This is a genomic window from Inquilinus ginsengisoli (assembly GCF_031453975.1).
In the GTDB taxonomy this organism is placed as follows: Bacteria; Pseudomonadota; Alphaproteobacteria; order DSM-16000; family Inquilinaceae; genus Inquilinus; species Inquilinus ginsengisoli_A.
This window is the reverse complement of sequence record NZ_JAVDPW010000007.1, coordinates 386,827-402,700: the sequence shown is the minus strand read 5'-3', so window position 1 is coordinate 402,700 and position 15,874 is coordinate 386,827. Positions and strand designations below refer to the sequence as shown.

Sequence of the window (15,874 nt, the reverse complement as noted above, 5' to 3'; positions counted from 1 at the left end):
TTGAACGGCAGCCGATAGCGTGGTTTAACGGCCCGCCCGACACCAGCCCACGGATCACCTTGGCCCAGCGCAAGGACAAGAAGCCGCAGCCGCGGCGGTTGAGCGACCGCGAGATCTCGCAGCGGCTGTTGCGCAACTACATCCGGCCGCATTGGCCGAAGGTGGTCATGGCGCTGGTCTGCATGGCGCTGACGGCGGCGACCACCGCGGCCTCGGCCTGGGTGATGAAGCCGGTGATCGACGGCATCTTCACCGAGCGGAACGGCGCCCTGCTGTGGCCGCTGGCCACGGCGGTGATGGTGATCTTCCTGGTCAAGGGCGTCACCGGCTACGCCCAGGGCGTGATCCTGAACAATGTCGGCCGGCTGATCATCGCGGAGCTGCAGGTGCGGATGTTCCGCAACCGGGTGCGGGCCGACCTCGCCAGCTTCCACGACACCAGCTCAGGCCGGATGGTCAGCCACTTCACCAACGACGTGCAGTCGATGTACGGCGCCGTCGCGACCGGCATCACCGGCATCGGCCGCGACCTGCTGTCGTTGATCGCCCTGATCGCGGTGATGTTCTACACCGACATCGAGCTGGCGGCGGCCACCTTCGTGATCTTCCCGCTGACCGTGCTGCCGGTGCTGCAGATCGGCAAGCGCATCCGCAAGATCACCGGCAAGACCTTCACCCAGTACGGCTCGCTCAACAACCATCTCGGCCAGGTCTTCCAGGGCATCCGCCACGTCAAGGCCTACAACGCCGAGGAGCGCGAGACCAACCGGGCCGCCAAGATCATCAACGAGGTGTCCCGGCTGCGGCAGAAGGCGATGCGGGTCAGCTCGGCGACCAACCCGATCCTGGAGACCCTGTCCGGCCTGGCCATCGTCATCGTCATCCTCTACGGCGGCAACGAGGTGGTCTCCGGCTCGCGCACCCCCGGGTCGTTCTTCTCCTTCATCGCCGCGCTGCTGATGGCCTATGAGCCGCTGAAGCGGCTGGCCAGCCTGCACAACACCCTGTCCTCCGGCTTCGCCGCCGCCGAGCGGGTGTTCGAGACGATCGACGAGGTGCCGACGATCCGCGACGCGCCCGACGCCATCGCGCTGGAAAGCTGCCGCGGCCGCATCACCCTGACCGACGTCCAGTTCTCCTACAGCCCGAAGATCCCGGCGCTGCGCGGCGTGACCCTGGAGGTGCCGGCCGGCAAGACGGCGGCGCTGGTCGGCCCGTCCGGCGCCGGCAAGTCGACCATCCTGAACCTGATCCCGCGCTTCTACGACGCGACCGGGGGTTCGGTCGCGATCGACGGCCACGACGTGCGCAGCCTGACCCTGGATTCGCTGCGCGGGCAGATGGCGCTGGTGAGCCAGGAGATCACCCTGTTCGACGACACGGTCCGCGCCAACATCGCCTATTCCCGCCCCTCGGCGACGCAGGAGGAGGTCGAGGCCGCGGCCCGCGGCGCCGCGGCGCACGAGTTCATCCTGCGCCTGCCCAAGGGTTACGACACCCTGGTCGGGGAACAGGGGGTGAAGCTGTCCGGCGGCCAGCGCCAGCGCCTGTCGATCGCCCGCGCCATGCTGAAGAACGCGCCGATCCTGCTGCTGGACGAGGCGACCTCGGCGCTCGACACCGAAAGCGAGCGGCAGGTCCAGGCGGCCCTGACCCAGCTGATGGCCGGCCGCACCACGCTGATGATCGCCCACCGCCTGTCGACCGTGCGCAACGCCGACCTGATCTATGTGCTCGACCATGGCCGCGTCGCCGAGATCGGCAGCCATGCCGAGCTGATCGCCGGCGGCGGCCTGTATGCCCGGCTGTGGGCGCTGCAGACCGCCGATGACGAGGAGCTGTCGCCGTGGCCGGTGTGACGGGCCACGGCTCAGGACGTTTGGGGGAAGCACCGATGACCGAGATCGAAAAGCTGCAGCAGCGGCTGCGCGGCATGCGCTGGTTCGCCGTCTGGGCCCTGATCTTCGGCCTCGGCATCGGCCTCTACATCGGCTTCAACCTCGGCGTCAGCACGGCGCGTGACGCGGCGTCCGCACTGGCGCCGAAGTCGGAGTAGCCAGGGTCAGGCTGCGGCCTGCCTCAGGGCGGGATAGTCGGTGTAGCCCTTGGCGGTGCCGCCGTAGAAGGTCTCCTGGTCGGCCGGGTTCAGCGGCGCGCCGTGGCGCAGCCTGTCGACCAGGTCCGGATTGGCGATGAACAGCCGGCCGAAGGCGATCGCGTCGGCGCGGCCGGTCTCCACCGCCTCGATCGCCAGGTCACGGTCATAGCCGTTGTTGGCGATGTAGCTGCCCTTGAACCGCCGGCGCAGCGCCTGGATGTCGGCGCCGGGCGGCAGCTCGCGGGTGCCGCCGGTCTGGCCCTCGACCATGTGGAGGTAGCCGATGCCGAGGCCGCTGAGCCCCTCGATGGCATGGCCGAAGGTCGCCACCGGGTCGCTGTCGGTCATGTCGCCGAAATTGGAGAATGGCGAGAGACGGACGCCGACCCGGCCGGGGTCCCACACCGCCGCCACCGCTTCCGCCACCTCGAACAGCAGCCGCGCCCGGTTGGCGATCGAGCCGCCATAGGCGTCGGTGCGCCGGTTGCTGCCGTCGCGCAGGAACTGGTCGAGCAGGTAGCCGTTGGCGGCGTGGATCTCGACCGCGTCGAAGCCGGCGTCGCGGGCTTGCTTCGCGGCATGGACGAAGTCCCGCACGAGCCGCGGCATCTCATCGGTCTCCAGCACCCGCGGCGCCGAGGACGGGACGAAGCCTTCGCCGTCATAGACCCGCGCCTTCGGCGTGATCGCCGATGGCGCGACCGGCGCGGCGCCGTCCGGCTGCAGCACGGTGTGCGAGACCCGGCCGACATGCCACAGCTGCGCCGCGATCCGGCCGCCGGCCTGGTGCACGGCGTCGGTCACCAGCCGCCAGCCGGCGACCTGTTCCGCGCTGTGGATGCCCGGGGTCCAGGCATAGCCCTTGCCCTCCGGCGAGATCTGCGTGCCCTCGCTGATGATCAGCCCTGCCGTGGCGCGCTGGGCATAGTATTCGGCGTTCAGCGCGTGCGGCACGTCGCCCTGGGGCAGCGCCCGGTTGCGCGTCAGCGGCGCCATCACCAGCCGGTTCGGCACTTCCAGGTCGCCGATCCGGGTCGGCGTGAACAGCTTCGGTACGGACATCAATCTCTCCAGGTCGACGCTCTTTTTGAACTGGTCAGTCCATAATTGAGCAAGGGTTAACGCAAAAATCCCCGGCCCGCGCTACCGCATCAGCGGTTCGGCGGCGGCCAGAAGTTCGTCGATCGTGGTGGGCTCGGCGCCCGCCTTGCGCATGACGGACGCGCCGGTGGCCAGCGACAGCAGCGCCCGGGCCTGCGCCGTGACTGCGGCGGCGTCCGCGGCCCCGACATGGCGGGCGAGCAGCCTGGCCAGCACGGCCTCGAGCCGTTCGAGATGCCGGCGCCCCAGGCGTTCGACCTCCGGGTCCTGCCGCGCCAGCTCGACCGTGCAGTTGATCAGGAAACAGCCCTCGCGGCCGCCGCCGACACCGGCGAGCGCGGCCACGGCGGTGCGCAGCGCCCGCCCGGCATCCGGCTCGGCCTCGACCAGTTTTTCCAGGTCGGCCAGCCGCAGATCGCCGTAGCGGCGGATCGCCGCAACCAGGGTGTCACGCTTCGAGCCGAAGCAGCCGTAGAAGCTGCTGCGGCTGAGGCCCATCGCCCGCGTCAGGTCATCCAGCGAGGTCGCTTCGTAGCCCTGGCGCCAGAACACCGCCATCGCCGCGTCGAGGGCGGCGTCGGGGTCGAATTCGCGGGGGCGTCCGAGCGTTTGAGCCATGGCCGGATATATGGACTGGTCGTTCCGGAAGTCAAGCCGACCCGCATCGCGGCACATGCCGCCTGGAACTCCCGGCCCGGCGAAGCGATATGAAGGGGAGGCGGAGGAGCACGGCCATGACGACCAGCAGCGACCCGCGATACCTGTTCGACCCTGCGGCGCTGGAGCGCAACCTCCAGGGCTTCGACGGGGCGGCCCGCCGCGCCATGATCGACGACCTGGTGGAGGAGCTGGGTGAGCGCGCCGCCGCGATCAGCGCCGCGGCCGGTTCCGGCGACCGCGAGGCGGTTGCGCTGGAGGCCTACGCCCTGCGATCCTGCGCCGCGATCTGCGGCGCCCGCACCCTGATCGACCTGGCCGACACCCTGGCCGGCAAGGCGGAAAGCCAGCCCGGCCGGCCGCAGGAGTTGGCCAAGGTGGTCAAGGCCCGCGTTGCCGAAACCCTCAGGGCGCTGGCGATGTGGCGCGGCGGCGAAGAGGAGCTGGAGCGGGAGGAGGAATGCTGACCGGCACCGCCGGGATGGCGTCGTAATCCGCCTCGCCCAGGATCTCGATCCCGTCGAGCAGCAGCGCCGCCCGCGCCTCGGCCGTCGCCGGGTCGGCCAGCACGTCGCGCAGCGCCCGCTGCAGGGCCGCGACGGTGCCGTCGTCGATCCCCCGCCGCGTGACATAGGGCAACCCGGGCGCCGGGGCGGTGGTGCCGATCACGCGCAGCCCCGCCAGGGCGGCGGGTCGGTGGCGCTGCAGCAGCGCATGGGTGACGCAGTCGATCGCGGCGATGTCGGCCTCACCAGCGGCCACGGCGGCCAGGCTGGCGACATGGGCGCCGGTGACCACCGCGCCGGCGAAGAACCGGTCCGGCGCTTCCGGCAGCACCGCGGCAAAGCCGACCCAGCCGGACAGGCTGTCCCATTCGTTGACGGCGCAGACGGCGCCGCGGAAATCCGCCAGGGCCCGTTCCGGCCCGCCCGCCCGCGCCACCAGCTGGCTGCGGTAGCGCGGCCCGTCGCAGCCGGGCGCGGCGTAGCATGGCGTCGCCACCAGCCGCAGCCGGTCACGGAAGCGCCTGATATAGGGGTTGCCGCAGGTCTGGCTGAACAGCAGCGCCGGGTCGGTCCACAGATCGGGCAACGCCGGGCCACGGGTCAGCGCCGGCGGCGCCGCGACATGGTCCGCCGAAAGGCGTTCGGCCACCGCCGACCACAGCGCATCGGTGGCCCAGCGCACCTCCGGCAGGTCGTACATCGGCAAGCTGGCTTGGAGCGGACTGGCTTGGAGCAGGCTGGCCGTGCCGGGCACGGAGGTCATCGGGCGCGGCGCTCTTCGTCGAAATCGGGATGGACCGGCGCGTCGACCGGGCGGAACAGGTAGCGCCGGGCGATCTCGCCATAGCCACGATACAACCCGGCGCCGCGCTGCGCCACGGCGGCGGAGTCGTTGGCGGCGGCGAAGCGCGGCAGCTGGTACCAGGCCAGACCAGGCCGGGCGTGGTGGGCCACATGCAGGTTGTTGTTGAGGAACAGCAGCGAGAAGAACGGCCCGGACGAGACCACCGCGGTGCGCAGGCCTTCCGGCCCGGCCCGGTGCTCGGCGAAGGAGCGCAGCTGCGACAGGGCGGTGCCGGCGTAGCAGGTCGCGACATAGACCATCAGCGGGACGCCGAAGACGCCGGTGACGATGGCGAGGATGGCGGCCGCCCCGGCCAGATGCAGCGCCCAGACGGCGCGGACCTTCCGGTCACGGCGCAGCAGCGGCAGCTCCGCCGCCCACAGCCCGTACCAAGCCAGGGCCGGGCCGACCAGGAAGCGGCCCAGCAGGGTGCGGTTGAAGCGCAGCACCGCCTGCCCCGCTGGGCTGAGCGACGACCAGCGGGCATCGGTGACGTAGTAGCTTTCCGGATCCTCGACCGGCGAGGTCAGATGCGCCTCGCGGTGATGGTGCAGGTGCAGGTCGCGATAGCTGGCATAGGGCAGCCACAGCGACAGGGGCACCCAGCCGATCGCGGCGTTGATCCGGCGCGACCGTGTGGGATGGCCGTGGATGGTCTCGTGCTGCAGCGACCCGTGCCAGGCCAGCAGCACCGCGCCGATGGCGATGAAGGCCGGCCAGGGCAGCCAGGCGTGGAACGAGAGCAGCGCCACCCAGCCGCCATAGGCCGCGGCCGCCACCGCCCAAGTGGGCCATTCGATCCGAGCTCTCTTCACCGTCTCCGCCATTGATCCGTCCCCTTCGGATCAAGACTCTCGCCAAATGCCATGCTGAACAACGCGAGAATGCGCACGAAACAACTCGACTGCTGTATACTCAAACGAACTGTTGATATCTCGCACGAATTGTTTCGGAAACACCGCAATGGCACAGACCCGGCACGAGATGATCGAGACCTTCCGCGGCCGGCTGGAGGAGATCATCGCCGCCTCCGGCCAGAGCCGCAGCGCCTTCGCCGCCGCGGCCGGCATGGACCGGTCGACCCTGTCGCAGATCCTGTCGCCGACCAATGACCGGCTGCCGCGGGCCGAGACCCTGGCGGCGATCGCCGCCGCCCGCCAGGTCAGCATCGACTGGCTGCTGGGGCTGAGCCAGCGCGGCCCCCTGTCGGCCGACATCCTGCCCGAGCGCATGGCGATCGAGCGCGACGCGCAATGGGCCGATGACGAGCGGCTGGTGGCGTGGCACCGCGAGGCGATCGGCTACAAGATCCGCCACGTCCCCACCACCCTGCCCGACCTGCTGAAGAACCGCGACGTGATCCGGCACGAGCTGGAGCACTTCACCGCGACGCGGCCGGAGCAGCGGATCGAGACCGCGGCCGCCCGCCTGGCCTATCAGCGGCGGCCGGAGACCGACATGGAGGTCTGCAACTCGATCCAGGCGATCGAGGGCTTCGCCCGCGGCGAGGGCATCTGGCACGACCTCGACGATTCGATCCGGGCCCGCCAGCTCGACCACATGATCGCCCTGGTGGAGGAGCTGTACCCGACCTTCCGCTGGTTCTTCTACGACGGGCGGCAGCATTATTCGGTGCCGCTGACCGTGTTCGGGCCGCTGCGGGCGGTGATCTATCTCGGCGGCATGTACTTTCTGTTCAATTCGACCGAGCACATCCGCGCGCTGTCGGAGCATTTCGACAGCCTGATCCGCGGCGCCAGCGTGCAGCCGCCGGACGTGCCGAAGATGCTGCGCCGGCTGCGGGCGCGGCTGGGCTAGGATCGCCGCCTCAGGCGCATCCGCCGTCCGGGCCTCCGATCGGGAAATCCGGCTCCGGCCCCTGTTCGCCGCCCTCGAGCCAGGCGACCTTGGCGCGGAGATAGCCGGTCACGGCCTCCAGCGCCGCCGCCTTCCGCTCCAGCCGGGCGAGCTGCGCGCTCATGAGCTCGATGCTGCGCTCGCGGGTGATGCCGCCGTCGCGATACTCCTCGCCGATCGCGGCGATCTCCTTCAGCGACATGCCGAGCGACTGCGCCAGGCGGATGATCCGTGCGGTGCGCACATGTTCGGCGGTGAAGACCTGGTAGGGGTTGCGGCCGCCCTTGCCATTGGTCTCGGGCGCCAGCAGCCCGCGGCGGACGTAGAACCGCACCGTGTCCGTGCTCAGGCCCGCCGCCCGCGCGAACTCCGAGATCAGCATGCCGAACGCCCCTTGACCATGGACCTAGGTCCACACTTATAGAGACAGCTCCCTCGGATGGTGAGCAGGAAGACATGGACCGGACGGCATTGGTGACGGGCGCTTCGGCCGGGATCGGCGAGGCGACCGTGAAGCGGCTTCTGGCGGATGGCTACACCGTCTACGCCGCGGCGCGGCGGACCGACCGCCTGCTGTCGCTGGCCGCCGCCGGCGCCCGGCCGGTCGCGCTGGACCTGACCGACGACGCCTCGCTGGTCGCGGCGGTGGAGCGGATCGGGATCGAGACCGGCCGCCTCGACGTGCTGGTCAACAACGCCGGCTACGGCAGCTACGGCGCGCTGGAGGATGTGCCGGTCGAGGAGGCCCGCCGCCAGTTCGAGGTCAACCTGTTCGGCGCCGCCCGGCTGTGCCAGCTGGCCCTGCCGATGATGCGGGCGCAGAAGCGCGGCAGGATCGTCAATGTCAGCTCGATCGGCGGCAAGGGCGGCGAGCCGTTCGGCGCCTGGTACCACGCCACCAAATTCGCGCTGGAGGGGCTGAGCGACAGCCTGCGGATGGAGCTGATCCCCTTCGGCATCGACGTCGTCGTGATCGAGCCCGGCGCGATCCGGACCGAATGGGGCGGCATCGCCCATGAGAGCATGCTGCGCATGTCCGGCGACACCGCCTACGGCCCCTACGCCCGCCGTCACGCCAAGATGTTCGAGGCGGCGGCGGCGTCGAAGATGCCCTCGCCGCCCGAGGTGGTGGCCGACATCATCGGCCGCGCGGTGGCGGCCCGGCGGCCGCGCACGCGCTATGCCGCCGGCGGCGGCGCCCGGATGATCCTGTTCCTGCAGCGCTTCCTGACCGACCGGATGCAGGACCGGCTGATGTGGCGCATCTCGCAGGCGAACCGGTAAGGCGGCGGTCGCCTCTACAGCAGCCGCGCCGAACGCTCAACACTGCCATGTCCGACTTTTGTGCACCGCAACAGGATGGGATGTTCTATATTTGATCCTTATCATCCATCCTGTTTTCCGAGAGGCGTCGCCATGGCCACAGGCGAACCCGGTCGCGCGCATCCCGCCGCTCCGACGATCACCCGGGCGCTGACGGTCCTGCTGGCGGTCGCCTGCGGTGCCATCGCCGCCAACCTGTACTACGCCCAGCCGCTGATCGCGCTGATCGCGCCGTCGGTCGGCCTGGGCACCGTGGCCGCCAGCCTGGTCGTCACCCTGACCCAGATCGGCTACGGCGTCGGGCTGATCCTGCTGGTGCCCCTGGCCGACATGATCGAGAACCGCCGGCTGGTGATCGTGACCCTGTCCGGCACCGTGGTGGCGCTGGCGATCGCCGCCGTCGCCCCCGGCGCCGGCCTGTTCCTGTTCGCCGCCCTGCTGATCGGCATCAGCTCGGTCGCCGCCCAGATCCTGATCCCGATGGCGGCGCACATGTCGCCCGACGCCATCCGCGGCCGGGTGGTCGGCAACGTCATGAGCGGCCTGTTGATCGGCATCCTGCTGGCCCGGCCGATCGCCGGCGTGGTCGCCGACGTGGCGGGCTGGCGCGCCATATTCTTCCTGTCCGCCCTGATGATGGTCGGGCTGCTGCTGGTGCTGGCCTGGCGCCTGCCAAAGTGGCAGCCGGCGCCGGGGCCGCGCTACGGCCAGGTGCTGCGCTCGCTCGGCACCCTGTTCCGGCGCAACCCGCTGCTGCGGCGACGGTCGGCCTACCAGGCGGCGATGTTCGCCGCCTTCAGCCTGTTCTGGACCGCCGTGCCGCTGGAGCTGGCGGGCCCGCGCTTCGGCTACAGCCAGTCCGGCATTGCCCTGTTCGCGCTGGTCGGCGCGGCCGGCGCCCTTGCCGCCCCCCTGGCCGGGCGCGTCGCCGACCGCGGCTGGACCCGGCCGGCCACCGGCGGCGCCCTGGCCTCGGTCGCGCTCGCCTTCGCCATGGCCTGGGCCGGCGGCGCCGCCGGGTCGGTGGTGGTGCTGGCCGCCGCCGGAATCCTGCTGGATTTCGGGGTGCAGGCCAACATGGTGCTGGGGCAGCGCACGATCTACGCCCTGGCGCCGGAGGCGCGGGGCCGTCTGAACGGCATCTATGTCGCCAGCGCCTTCGCCGGCGGCGCCGTCGGGTCGGCCATCGCCAGCGGCACCTTCGGCCAGGGCGGCTGGAGCCTGGTCACCCTGGTCGGCCTGGTCTTCCCAGTCGCGGCGCTGCTGTTCTACAGCACCGAGCTGCTGCGCCGCCGGGCAGCGCCGCGCTGCGCTTGACGGGAACGCCGAGGGCGAGGACGAAGGCAGGGAGCCAGGCCCGGTCTCAGTCGTGGCCCTCGGCTTCCCAGTTCAGCCGCTTGCGGTAGATCGTCGAGGCGCTGATACCGAGCAGGGCCGCGGCCCGCGGCACATGCCCGTCGCAGGCCGTGATTGCCGCCTCGATGGTTTCCTTCTCGACCATCCACAGCGGCCGCACCGGGGACGTCGCGCCGCTCGGCATGGGCGGCGGCAACTCGATCGGCCGGCTGGGCTGCGCCGCCGGGATCAGCGACCGCACCGGCGACGGCAGCATGGCCCGCGACACCCGGCCGCCATCGTGCAGCACGACGATGTTGCGGACCACGTTCTGCAGCTGGCGGACATTGCCCGGCCAGGCGTAGCGCTGCAGGTCCTCGGCCACCTCGATGTCGAAATCGCCGAAGGTCTTGCCCTCCTCCGCCGCATAGTCGTGCAGGAACTGCCGCGCGATCAGCAGCACGTCGTCCTCGCGCTCGCGCAGCGGCGGCAGGGTCACCGGGATGACCAGCAGGCGGTAGTAGAGATCCTCGCGGAAGCGGCCCCGCCGCACCTCCTCGGCCGGGTCGCGGTTGGTGGCGCAGACGATGCGCAGGTCGACCTTGCGGTCGCGGCTGCCGCCCACCGCCGTGACCTGCCCGGTCTGCAGGAAGCGCAGCAGCTTGGTCTGCAGCTCCGGCGGCAGCTCGCAGATCTCGTCCAGGAACAGGGTGCCGCCATCGGCCCGCACCGCGGCGCCCTCGCGGTCGGCCACCGCGCCGGTGAAGGCGCCCTTCACATGACCGAAGATCTCGGATTCCATCAGGTCGCGCGGGATGGCGCCGCAGTTCAGGGCGATGAAGGGCTGGTCGCGGCGCGGGCTGCGGCGGTGGATCGCCTCGGCGCACAGCTCCTTGCCGGTGCCGCTCTCGCCGGTGATGAACACCGTGGCCTTGGAGGCCGCCGCCGAATCGATGATGCGGTAGACCGCCTGCATCGTCGGCGACCGGCCGATGAAGCCATAGTAGCGGTCGCGGCCGAGATCCTCGCGCCAGGCATCGACCTCGCGCTGCAGCCGCATCCGCTCCAGCGTGTTGCGCACGGTGACGGTCAGCCGGTCGCCGGGGAACGGCTTGACCAGGAAGTCGAAGGCGCCGAGCCGCATGGCGTCGACCGCGGTGTTGACCGAGCCATGCGCGGTGATGACGATCGGCGCCACCGGGATCTGCTGGTCGCGGATGTGCTGCAGGATGTCCATGCCGTTCATGTCGGGCAGGTTGAGGTCGAGCAGCACGGTCGCATAGCGCCCTTGTGCCAGCGCCGCGAGCGCTTCGGCCCCGGTCTCGGCATGATCCACCGCGATGCCGACCTTCGACAGGGTCTCGATATAGAGCCGGGCCAGGGCCGGCATGTCCTCGACCAGGAGGACGGCCGCACGGTCGATCGTGGGCGTTTCGGCAATCGGAGCCATGGCTATATCGTGGCCCATGGGGGCATCCATCTTCAATACTATCCGCAAGAACAATTCAGCTTAACAGCAACGACGTTCCAAGCGTGCATCCATCGCGACGATGCCCCGAGACAGAAAGAATACCATGATAGGACCGAAAACGATTCTGATCGATGGAATTTGGAACCCGGCCGCGGATGGGCGGGTGATTCCGGTGATCGATCCGTCGACCGGGGCGGAGATCGACAGCCTGGCCCGCGGCGGCGCGGTCGAGATCGACGCCGCCGTGCGGGCCGCGCGGCGCGCCTTCGACGAGAGCCCCTGGGGCCGGATGCCGGCGGTCGAGCGCGGCCGGATCCTGGCCCGGCTGGGCCGCGCCATCGAGGCCGATTTCGAGACGTTGTGGCGCCTGGAGGCCGCGGATGCCGGCAAGCCGGTGAAGCAGGCCAAGGCCGACATCACCGCCTGCGCCCGCTATTTCGAGTTCTATGGCGGCGCCTGCGACAAGCACCACGGCACCACCATCCCCTATCTCGACGGCTACACCGTGCTGACGGTGAAGGAGCCCTACGGCGTCACCGGCCACGTCATCCCGTGGAACTATCCGGCGCAGATCTTCGGCCGCACCATCGGCGGCGCCCTGGCCGCCGGCAATGCCTGTGTGCTGAAGCCGGCCGAGGATGCCTGCCTGACCCCGCTGCGCATCGCCCAGCTGGCGCTGGAGGCCGGGCTGCCGCCGGGCGTGCTGAACATCGTCACCGGGCTGGGGGCCGAGGCCGGGGCCGCGCTGGCGTCGCATCCCGGCATCGACCACATCAGCTTCACCGGCTCGCCCGCCACCGGCGCGGCGATCCAGGCCGCCGCGGCCGCGTTCAACCGGCCGGTGACGATGGAGCTGGGGGGCAAGTCGCCGCAGCTGGTGTTCGACGATGCCGATGCCGAGGCCGCCCTGCCCTTCGTCACCGCGGCGATCGTGCAGAATGCCGGCCAGACCTGTTCGGCCGGCAGCCGCCTGCTGCTGCAGGATGGCATCGCCGATGACTTCCTCGACGCACTGGCCGGCCGCTTCCGGGCGTTGGAGACCGGGCCCTGGGACCGCGACCCGGATTGCGGCCCGCTGATCAGCGCCCGGCAGCGCGACCGGGTCCGCGGCCATCTCGACCGTGCCCGCGCCGACGGCCTGCCGGTGCTGGCCGAGGGAAAGCTGAGCCCGAACGCCCCTTCCGGCGGCTTCTACCAGGTGCCGACGCTGGTCGGCGACGTGCCATCGAACCATCCGCTGGCGCAGGAGGAGGTGTTCGGCCCGGTCATGGCGGTGCTGCGCTTCCACGACGAGGAGGAGGCGATCCGCCTGGCCAACGGCACCGAATTCGGCCTGGTCGCCGGGGTCTGGACCCGCGACGGCGCCCGCCAGATGCGCTGCGCCCGCCGCATCCGCGCCGGCCAGGTCTTCGTCAACAACTACGGCGCCGGCGGCGGGGTGGAGCTGCCCTTCGGCGGCATGAAGCGCTCCGGCTTCGGCCGCGAGAAGGCGATGGAAGGGCTGGACCATTTCAGCGTGACCAAGACCATCGCGGTCCGGCACGGGTAAGCTGGGACTACTCCCCCGGCTCGGTGATCGCCGGGCCGGGCTGGCGCCGCCGTGGCGCCAGCGCCTTGGCCAGCCGGCGGAAGCCCTCGATCTGGTGCCTGATGTAGCCGAGCCCGGCCCAGCGGGCGTCGGCGGCGCGGATACCGGTGGGCGGGAAGTCCGGGTCGACCCGGCGGGTGCCGAACAGCACGTCCCAGACCGGCAGAATCACCGCGAAGTTGCAGCCATGGGCGCGGGCCGAGGCGGCACCGTCGGCATGGTCCAGCGCGTGGTGCACCCGGTGGAAATGCGGGCTGACCAGCAGCCAGGAGCCGAACCGGCCGAAGCCGAGCCGGACATTGGCGTGCGACAGGCTTTCGACCAGCCGCAGCACGATGACGATGATCGGGAACTGCGCCGGCTCGACCCCGATCAGCAGGGCGATGGCGCCGAGCCACACCGCCTGCAGCACGTCGTCGAGGATGTGGTTGCGGTCGTCGCTCCACAGCGTCATCTGGCGCTGGTCGTGATGCAGGCTGTGCAGCGCCCACCACCAGCGCAGCCGGTGCTGCAGCCGGTGCCGCCAGTATTCCGCGAAATCCAGGATCACCAGGTAGATCGCCAGGGTCAGCAGCGGCCAGTCGGCCAGCGCCGGGACGTACTGGTCGATCGCCTCGGGCAGGATGCCGCGGAACATCAGCGCCCGGTCGATGGCGTAGCCGGCCGGCGTCAGGAGGACGAAGACGATCAGCGGCACCAGGCCGAGGCGGTGGACCAGGGTGTAGGTGACGTCGGTGCGGATCGCCTTGCGGTCGGCCCGCGGCTCGACCGGCCGCCACAGCTCCAGCGGGCGGCAGATGACATAGGCGGCGATCACGGCGACGCCGCCGAACATCGCCACCCACATCCAGTCGAACACGTCCTCGGCATAGTCCATCAGGCCGAGGGCGTAGAGCAGCGGCTCGATCGCCGTTTCGAAGATCCAGCCCTGCAGCAGTCCGAGCTGGTGCAGCAGATCGTCGATCATCGCCCCGGTCCCTGCCCTGTGCCCCCGCGCCTACGGCACATCATGCGCCGGCGCCGGTGGCGCGTCATTCTCTGCCGCCTGCGGCGGCTCGTCATGGATGTAGATCCCGTGCGGCGAGCGCCCGACCGGAATGGTGCCCTTCAGCGACCCCGACGCCAGGTCGATGACATCGACCTGGGACCGCCAGCGGCCGGTGGCCCACAGCTCGGTGCCGCCCGCCGAGAACGCCATATCGTCGGGCCCACCCGGCGCGGTCAGGGTGCGGGTGACGGCGAGCGTCGCGGGGTCGAGCACCGAGATGGTGTTGGCGACGCGGTTGCTGACGTACAGCGCCTTGCCGTCCGGCGCCGCCAGGAAGTTGTGCGCGCCCCTGCCGGTCTCGATGGTGCGGATGACATGGCCGTCGGCCGGGTCGATCTCGGCGACATGGTTCGACCCCATGATCCCGACCACCAGGGTCCCCGCCGGGGTCATCCAGATCCCGGCGGGCTGCGGCCCGACCGGCTGGGTCCAGGCCACGGCGCCGGTGGCGAGGTCGATGGCGGCGACGCTGTCGGTCGCCTGCAGGGTGATGAAGACCCGGCTGCTGTCGGGCAGGAAGGCGATGTGGCTGGGCATCCGCGGCAGTGACAGCCGGTGCGCCAGGGTGAAATCGGCGGCGTTGTAGATGTCCACCCGGTCGAGCCGGTCGGAGGTGGTGACGAACCATTTGGCGTCGGGGCTGAAGCCGACCTGGTAGGGGTCGCTGATTTTCGGCAGGCGACGGCGGATCGCGCCGGTCGCCGGGTCGACGAACACCAGCTCGTTGCCGCCGGCATTAGCGACGATCAGGTCCTGCCCGTCCGGCGTCAGCATCAGATGATGCGGCGCCCGGCCGATCGGTCCGCGCGACAGCTCCTTGAGGTCGGTGCCGCTGATCACGCTCATGGTGTCGTCGTCGGAGTTCAGCACGATCACGGTGTTGGCCATCGCCGACACCGGCACTGCGACCGCAATCATCAAAGCCCAAAGGCGCAGCACGACATTCCTCCAGCACGACAGGCGCCGCCAAGCGCGGCGGCGACCTGTCCTGGATGTAGGCCACCGCGCGGCCGGACGCGATGCCGAAAAGCATTACAAAAAGGCAATGCGGCGAGTCGGAACCTTGGATTCCGGCGGTGGAAGATCCGCGCCCGGGTCATACCTCCTCGGCGGACATTCGCCTGCTGCCCCGGCGGCCCTGCCCCTATAGTCCGGCCATTCGATCCCCCGGGCAGCCCCGGGACCGGCGTCGCAGGCCAGGATTTCGGGCCATCGCCCCCGCGGCGCGACCACCACACGATCCGAAACAAGCGAGAAGGGACTGGCATGCGGCTCGAAGGCAAGGTGGCCATCGTCACCGGCGCGGCGTCGGGGTTCGGCAAGGGCATCGCCGAGCGCTTCGTGCGGGAAGGCGCCAGCGTGCTGATCGCCGACCTGTCGGCCGAGGCCGGTGAGGCGGTGGCCGCGGCGCTGAACGCGGAACGGCCGGACGCCGCCCGCTTCGTCCGCACCGACGTGTCCCGCGACGCCGACACCGCCGTCGCCATCGCCACCGCGATCGAGGCCTTCGGCGGCCTGGACATCGTGGTCAACAACGCCGGCTACACCCATCGCAACAAACCGATGGCCGAGGTCACCGAGGACGAGTTCGACCGCATCTTCGCCGTCAACGTGAAGTCGATCTTCCTGTCGGTCCGCCACGCCGCGCCGCATCTGGCGGCCAAGGGCGGGTCGATCCTCAACATCGCCTCCACGGCCGGGCTGCGGCCGCGGCCGGGCCTGACCTGGTACAACTCCTCCAAGGGCGCCGTGATCACCGCCACCAAGTCGATGGCGGTCGAGCTGGCGCCGAAGCAGATCCGGGTCAACTGCCTGTGCCCGGTGCTGGGCCAGACCGGCATGACCTCGACCTTCCTGGGCGAGGACACGCCGGAGCGTCGGGCCCAGTTCCTGGCGACCATCCCGCTGGGCCGCATGAGCACGCCCGAGGACATCGCCAATGCGGCGCTGTACCTGTCCTCCGACGAAGCCTCGATGATCACCGGCGTGGCGCTGGAAGTCGACGGCGGCCGCTGCATCTGAGGATCCGGCACAGCGCGGGCTTGC

The 15,874-nt window shown here is 70.5% G+C and carries 16 protein-coding genes; 8 read left to right on the top strand and 8 right to left on the bottom strand.

Going from position 1 to position 15,874, the window contains the following annotated elements; all coding sequences use genetic code 11:
* Positions 1-59: 59 nt before the first annotated feature.
* Both E9232_RS21505 and E9232_RS21500 read left to right on the top strand, forming a co-directional pair.
* Positions 60-1,859 (top strand): ABC transporter ATP-binding protein, encoded by a 1,800-nt coding sequence (locus E9232_RS21505; RefSeq protein WP_309797313.1) that lies wholly within the window; start codon positions 60-62, stop codon positions 1,857-1,859.
* 35 nt (positions 1,860-1,894) lie between these two features.
* Positions 1,895-2,056: a hypothetical protein gene (locus E9232_RS21500; RefSeq protein ID WP_309797312.1), complete on the top strand. Its 162-nt coding sequence runs from the start codon at positions 1,895-1,897 to the stop codon at positions 2,054-2,056.
* A 6-nt stretch (positions 2,057-2,062) separates the two neighbouring features.
* Here E9232_RS21500 and E9232_RS21495 read toward each other — a convergent pair whose 3' ends face one another.
* Together E9232_RS21495 and E9232_RS21490 are read right to left on the bottom strand one after the other, a co-directional pair.
* Positions 2,063-3,160: an alkene reductase gene (locus tag E9232_RS21495; protein ID WP_309797310.1), complete on the bottom strand. Its 1,098-nt coding sequence runs from the start codon at positions 3,158-3,160 to the stop codon at positions 2,063-2,065.
* An 81-nt stretch (positions 3,161-3,241) separates the two neighbouring features.
* Entirely contained in the window at positions 3,242-3,817 is a 576-nt protein-coding gene (locus E9232_RS21490; protein WP_309797308.1) for a TetR/AcrR family transcriptional regulator, read from the bottom strand.
* Between the two features lie 116 nt (positions 3,818-3,933).
* On the opposite strand from E9232_RS21490, the gene E9232_RS21485 reads away from it, so the two are divergent.
* Positions 3,934-4,323, top strand: coding sequence for an Hpt domain-containing protein (locus E9232_RS21485; protein WP_309797306.1), 390 nt, complete (start codon positions 3,934-3,936; stop codon positions 4,321-4,323).
* Here E9232_RS21485 and E9232_RS21480 read toward each other — a convergent pair.
* Entirely contained in the window at positions 4,262-5,125 is an 864-nt protein-coding gene (locus E9232_RS21480) for a phosphate/phosphite/phosphonate ABC transporter substrate-binding protein (protein ID WP_309797303.1), read from the bottom strand. The two genes, E9232_RS21485 and E9232_RS21480, sit on opposite strands and share 62 nt — an antisense overlap.
* Complete coding sequence (locus E9232_RS21475) at positions 5,122-6,033, bottom strand: fatty acid desaturase (RefSeq protein WP_309797301.1); 912 nt, start codon at positions 6,031-6,033, stop codon at positions 5,122-5,124. The genes E9232_RS21480 and E9232_RS21475 overlap by 4 nt, the downstream gene beginning before the upstream one ends.
* A 136-nt stretch (positions 6,034-6,169) precedes the next feature.
* On the opposite strand from E9232_RS21475, the gene E9232_RS21470 reads away from it, so the two are divergent.
* Complete coding sequence (locus E9232_RS21470; protein ID WP_309797299.1) at positions 6,170-7,024, top strand: helix-turn-helix domain-containing protein; 855 nt, start codon at positions 6,170-6,172, stop codon at positions 7,022-7,024.
* Between the two features lie 10 nt (positions 7,025-7,034).
* Here the strand turns inward: E9232_RS21470 and E9232_RS21465 are convergent, their stop codons facing one another.
* The gene (locus E9232_RS21465; protein ID WP_309797297.1) at positions 7,035-7,445 is read right to left on the bottom strand and encodes a MerR family transcriptional regulator; all 411 of its coding nucleotides are present in this window, start codon (positions 7,443-7,445) and stop codon (positions 7,035-7,037) included.
* 74 nt (positions 7,446-7,519) lie between these two features.
* Here E9232_RS21465 and E9232_RS21460 point away from each other — a divergent pair, with 74 nt between their 5' ends.
* Together E9232_RS21460 and E9232_RS21455 are read left to right on the top strand one after the other, a co-directional pair.
* Positions 7,520-8,347, top strand: coding sequence for an oxidoreductase (locus E9232_RS21460; RefSeq protein ID WP_309797295.1), 828 nt, complete (start codon positions 7,520-7,522; stop codon positions 8,345-8,347).
* A gap of 132 nt (positions 8,348-8,479) precedes the next feature.
* On the top strand, positions 8,480-9,703 hold the full coding sequence (locus E9232_RS21455) for an MFS transporter (RefSeq protein ID WP_309797293.1): 1,224 nt from the start codon (positions 8,480-8,482) through the stop codon (positions 9,701-9,703).
* Between the two features lie 46 nt (positions 9,704-9,749).
* On the opposite strand, the gene E9232_RS21450 is transcribed toward E9232_RS21455, so the two are convergent.
* Positions 9,750-11,171 carry a sigma-54-dependent transcriptional regulator gene (locus E9232_RS21450; RefSeq protein WP_309797292.1) on the bottom strand — a complete coding sequence of 474 codons (1,422 nt, stop codon included), beginning with the start codon at positions 11,169-11,171 and terminating at the stop codon, positions 9,750-9,752.
* A gap of 100 nt (positions 11,172-11,271) precedes the next feature.
* Between E9232_RS21450 and E9232_RS21445 the strand changes: the two genes are divergently transcribed.
* Complete coding sequence (locus E9232_RS21445; protein ID WP_309797290.1) at positions 11,272-12,741, top strand: aldehyde dehydrogenase family protein; 1,470 nt, start codon at positions 11,272-11,274, stop codon at positions 12,739-12,741.
* Between the two features lie 7 nt (positions 12,742-12,748).
* Here the strand turns inward: E9232_RS21445 and E9232_RS21440 are convergent, their stop codons facing one another.
* Together E9232_RS21440 and E9232_RS21435 are read right to left on the bottom strand one after the other, a co-directional pair.
* Positions 12,749-13,747, bottom strand: coding sequence for a sterol desaturase family protein (locus tag E9232_RS21440; protein ID WP_309797289.1), 999 nt, complete (start codon positions 13,745-13,747; stop codon positions 12,749-12,751).
* 30 nt (positions 13,748-13,777) lie between these two features.
* Positions 13,778-14,767 carry a YncE family protein gene (locus E9232_RS21435; RefSeq protein WP_309797287.1) on the bottom strand — a complete coding sequence of 330 codons (990 nt, stop codon included), beginning with the start codon at positions 14,765-14,767 and terminating at the stop codon, positions 13,778-13,780.
* 327 nt (positions 14,768-15,094) lie between these two features.
* Between E9232_RS21435 and E9232_RS21430 the strand changes: the two genes are divergently transcribed.
* On the top strand, positions 15,095-15,850 hold the full coding sequence (locus tag E9232_RS21430) for an SDR family oxidoreductase (RefSeq protein ID WP_309797285.1): 756 nt from the start codon (positions 15,095-15,097) through the stop codon (positions 15,848-15,850).
* Positions 15,851-15,874: the final 24 nt, after the last annotated feature.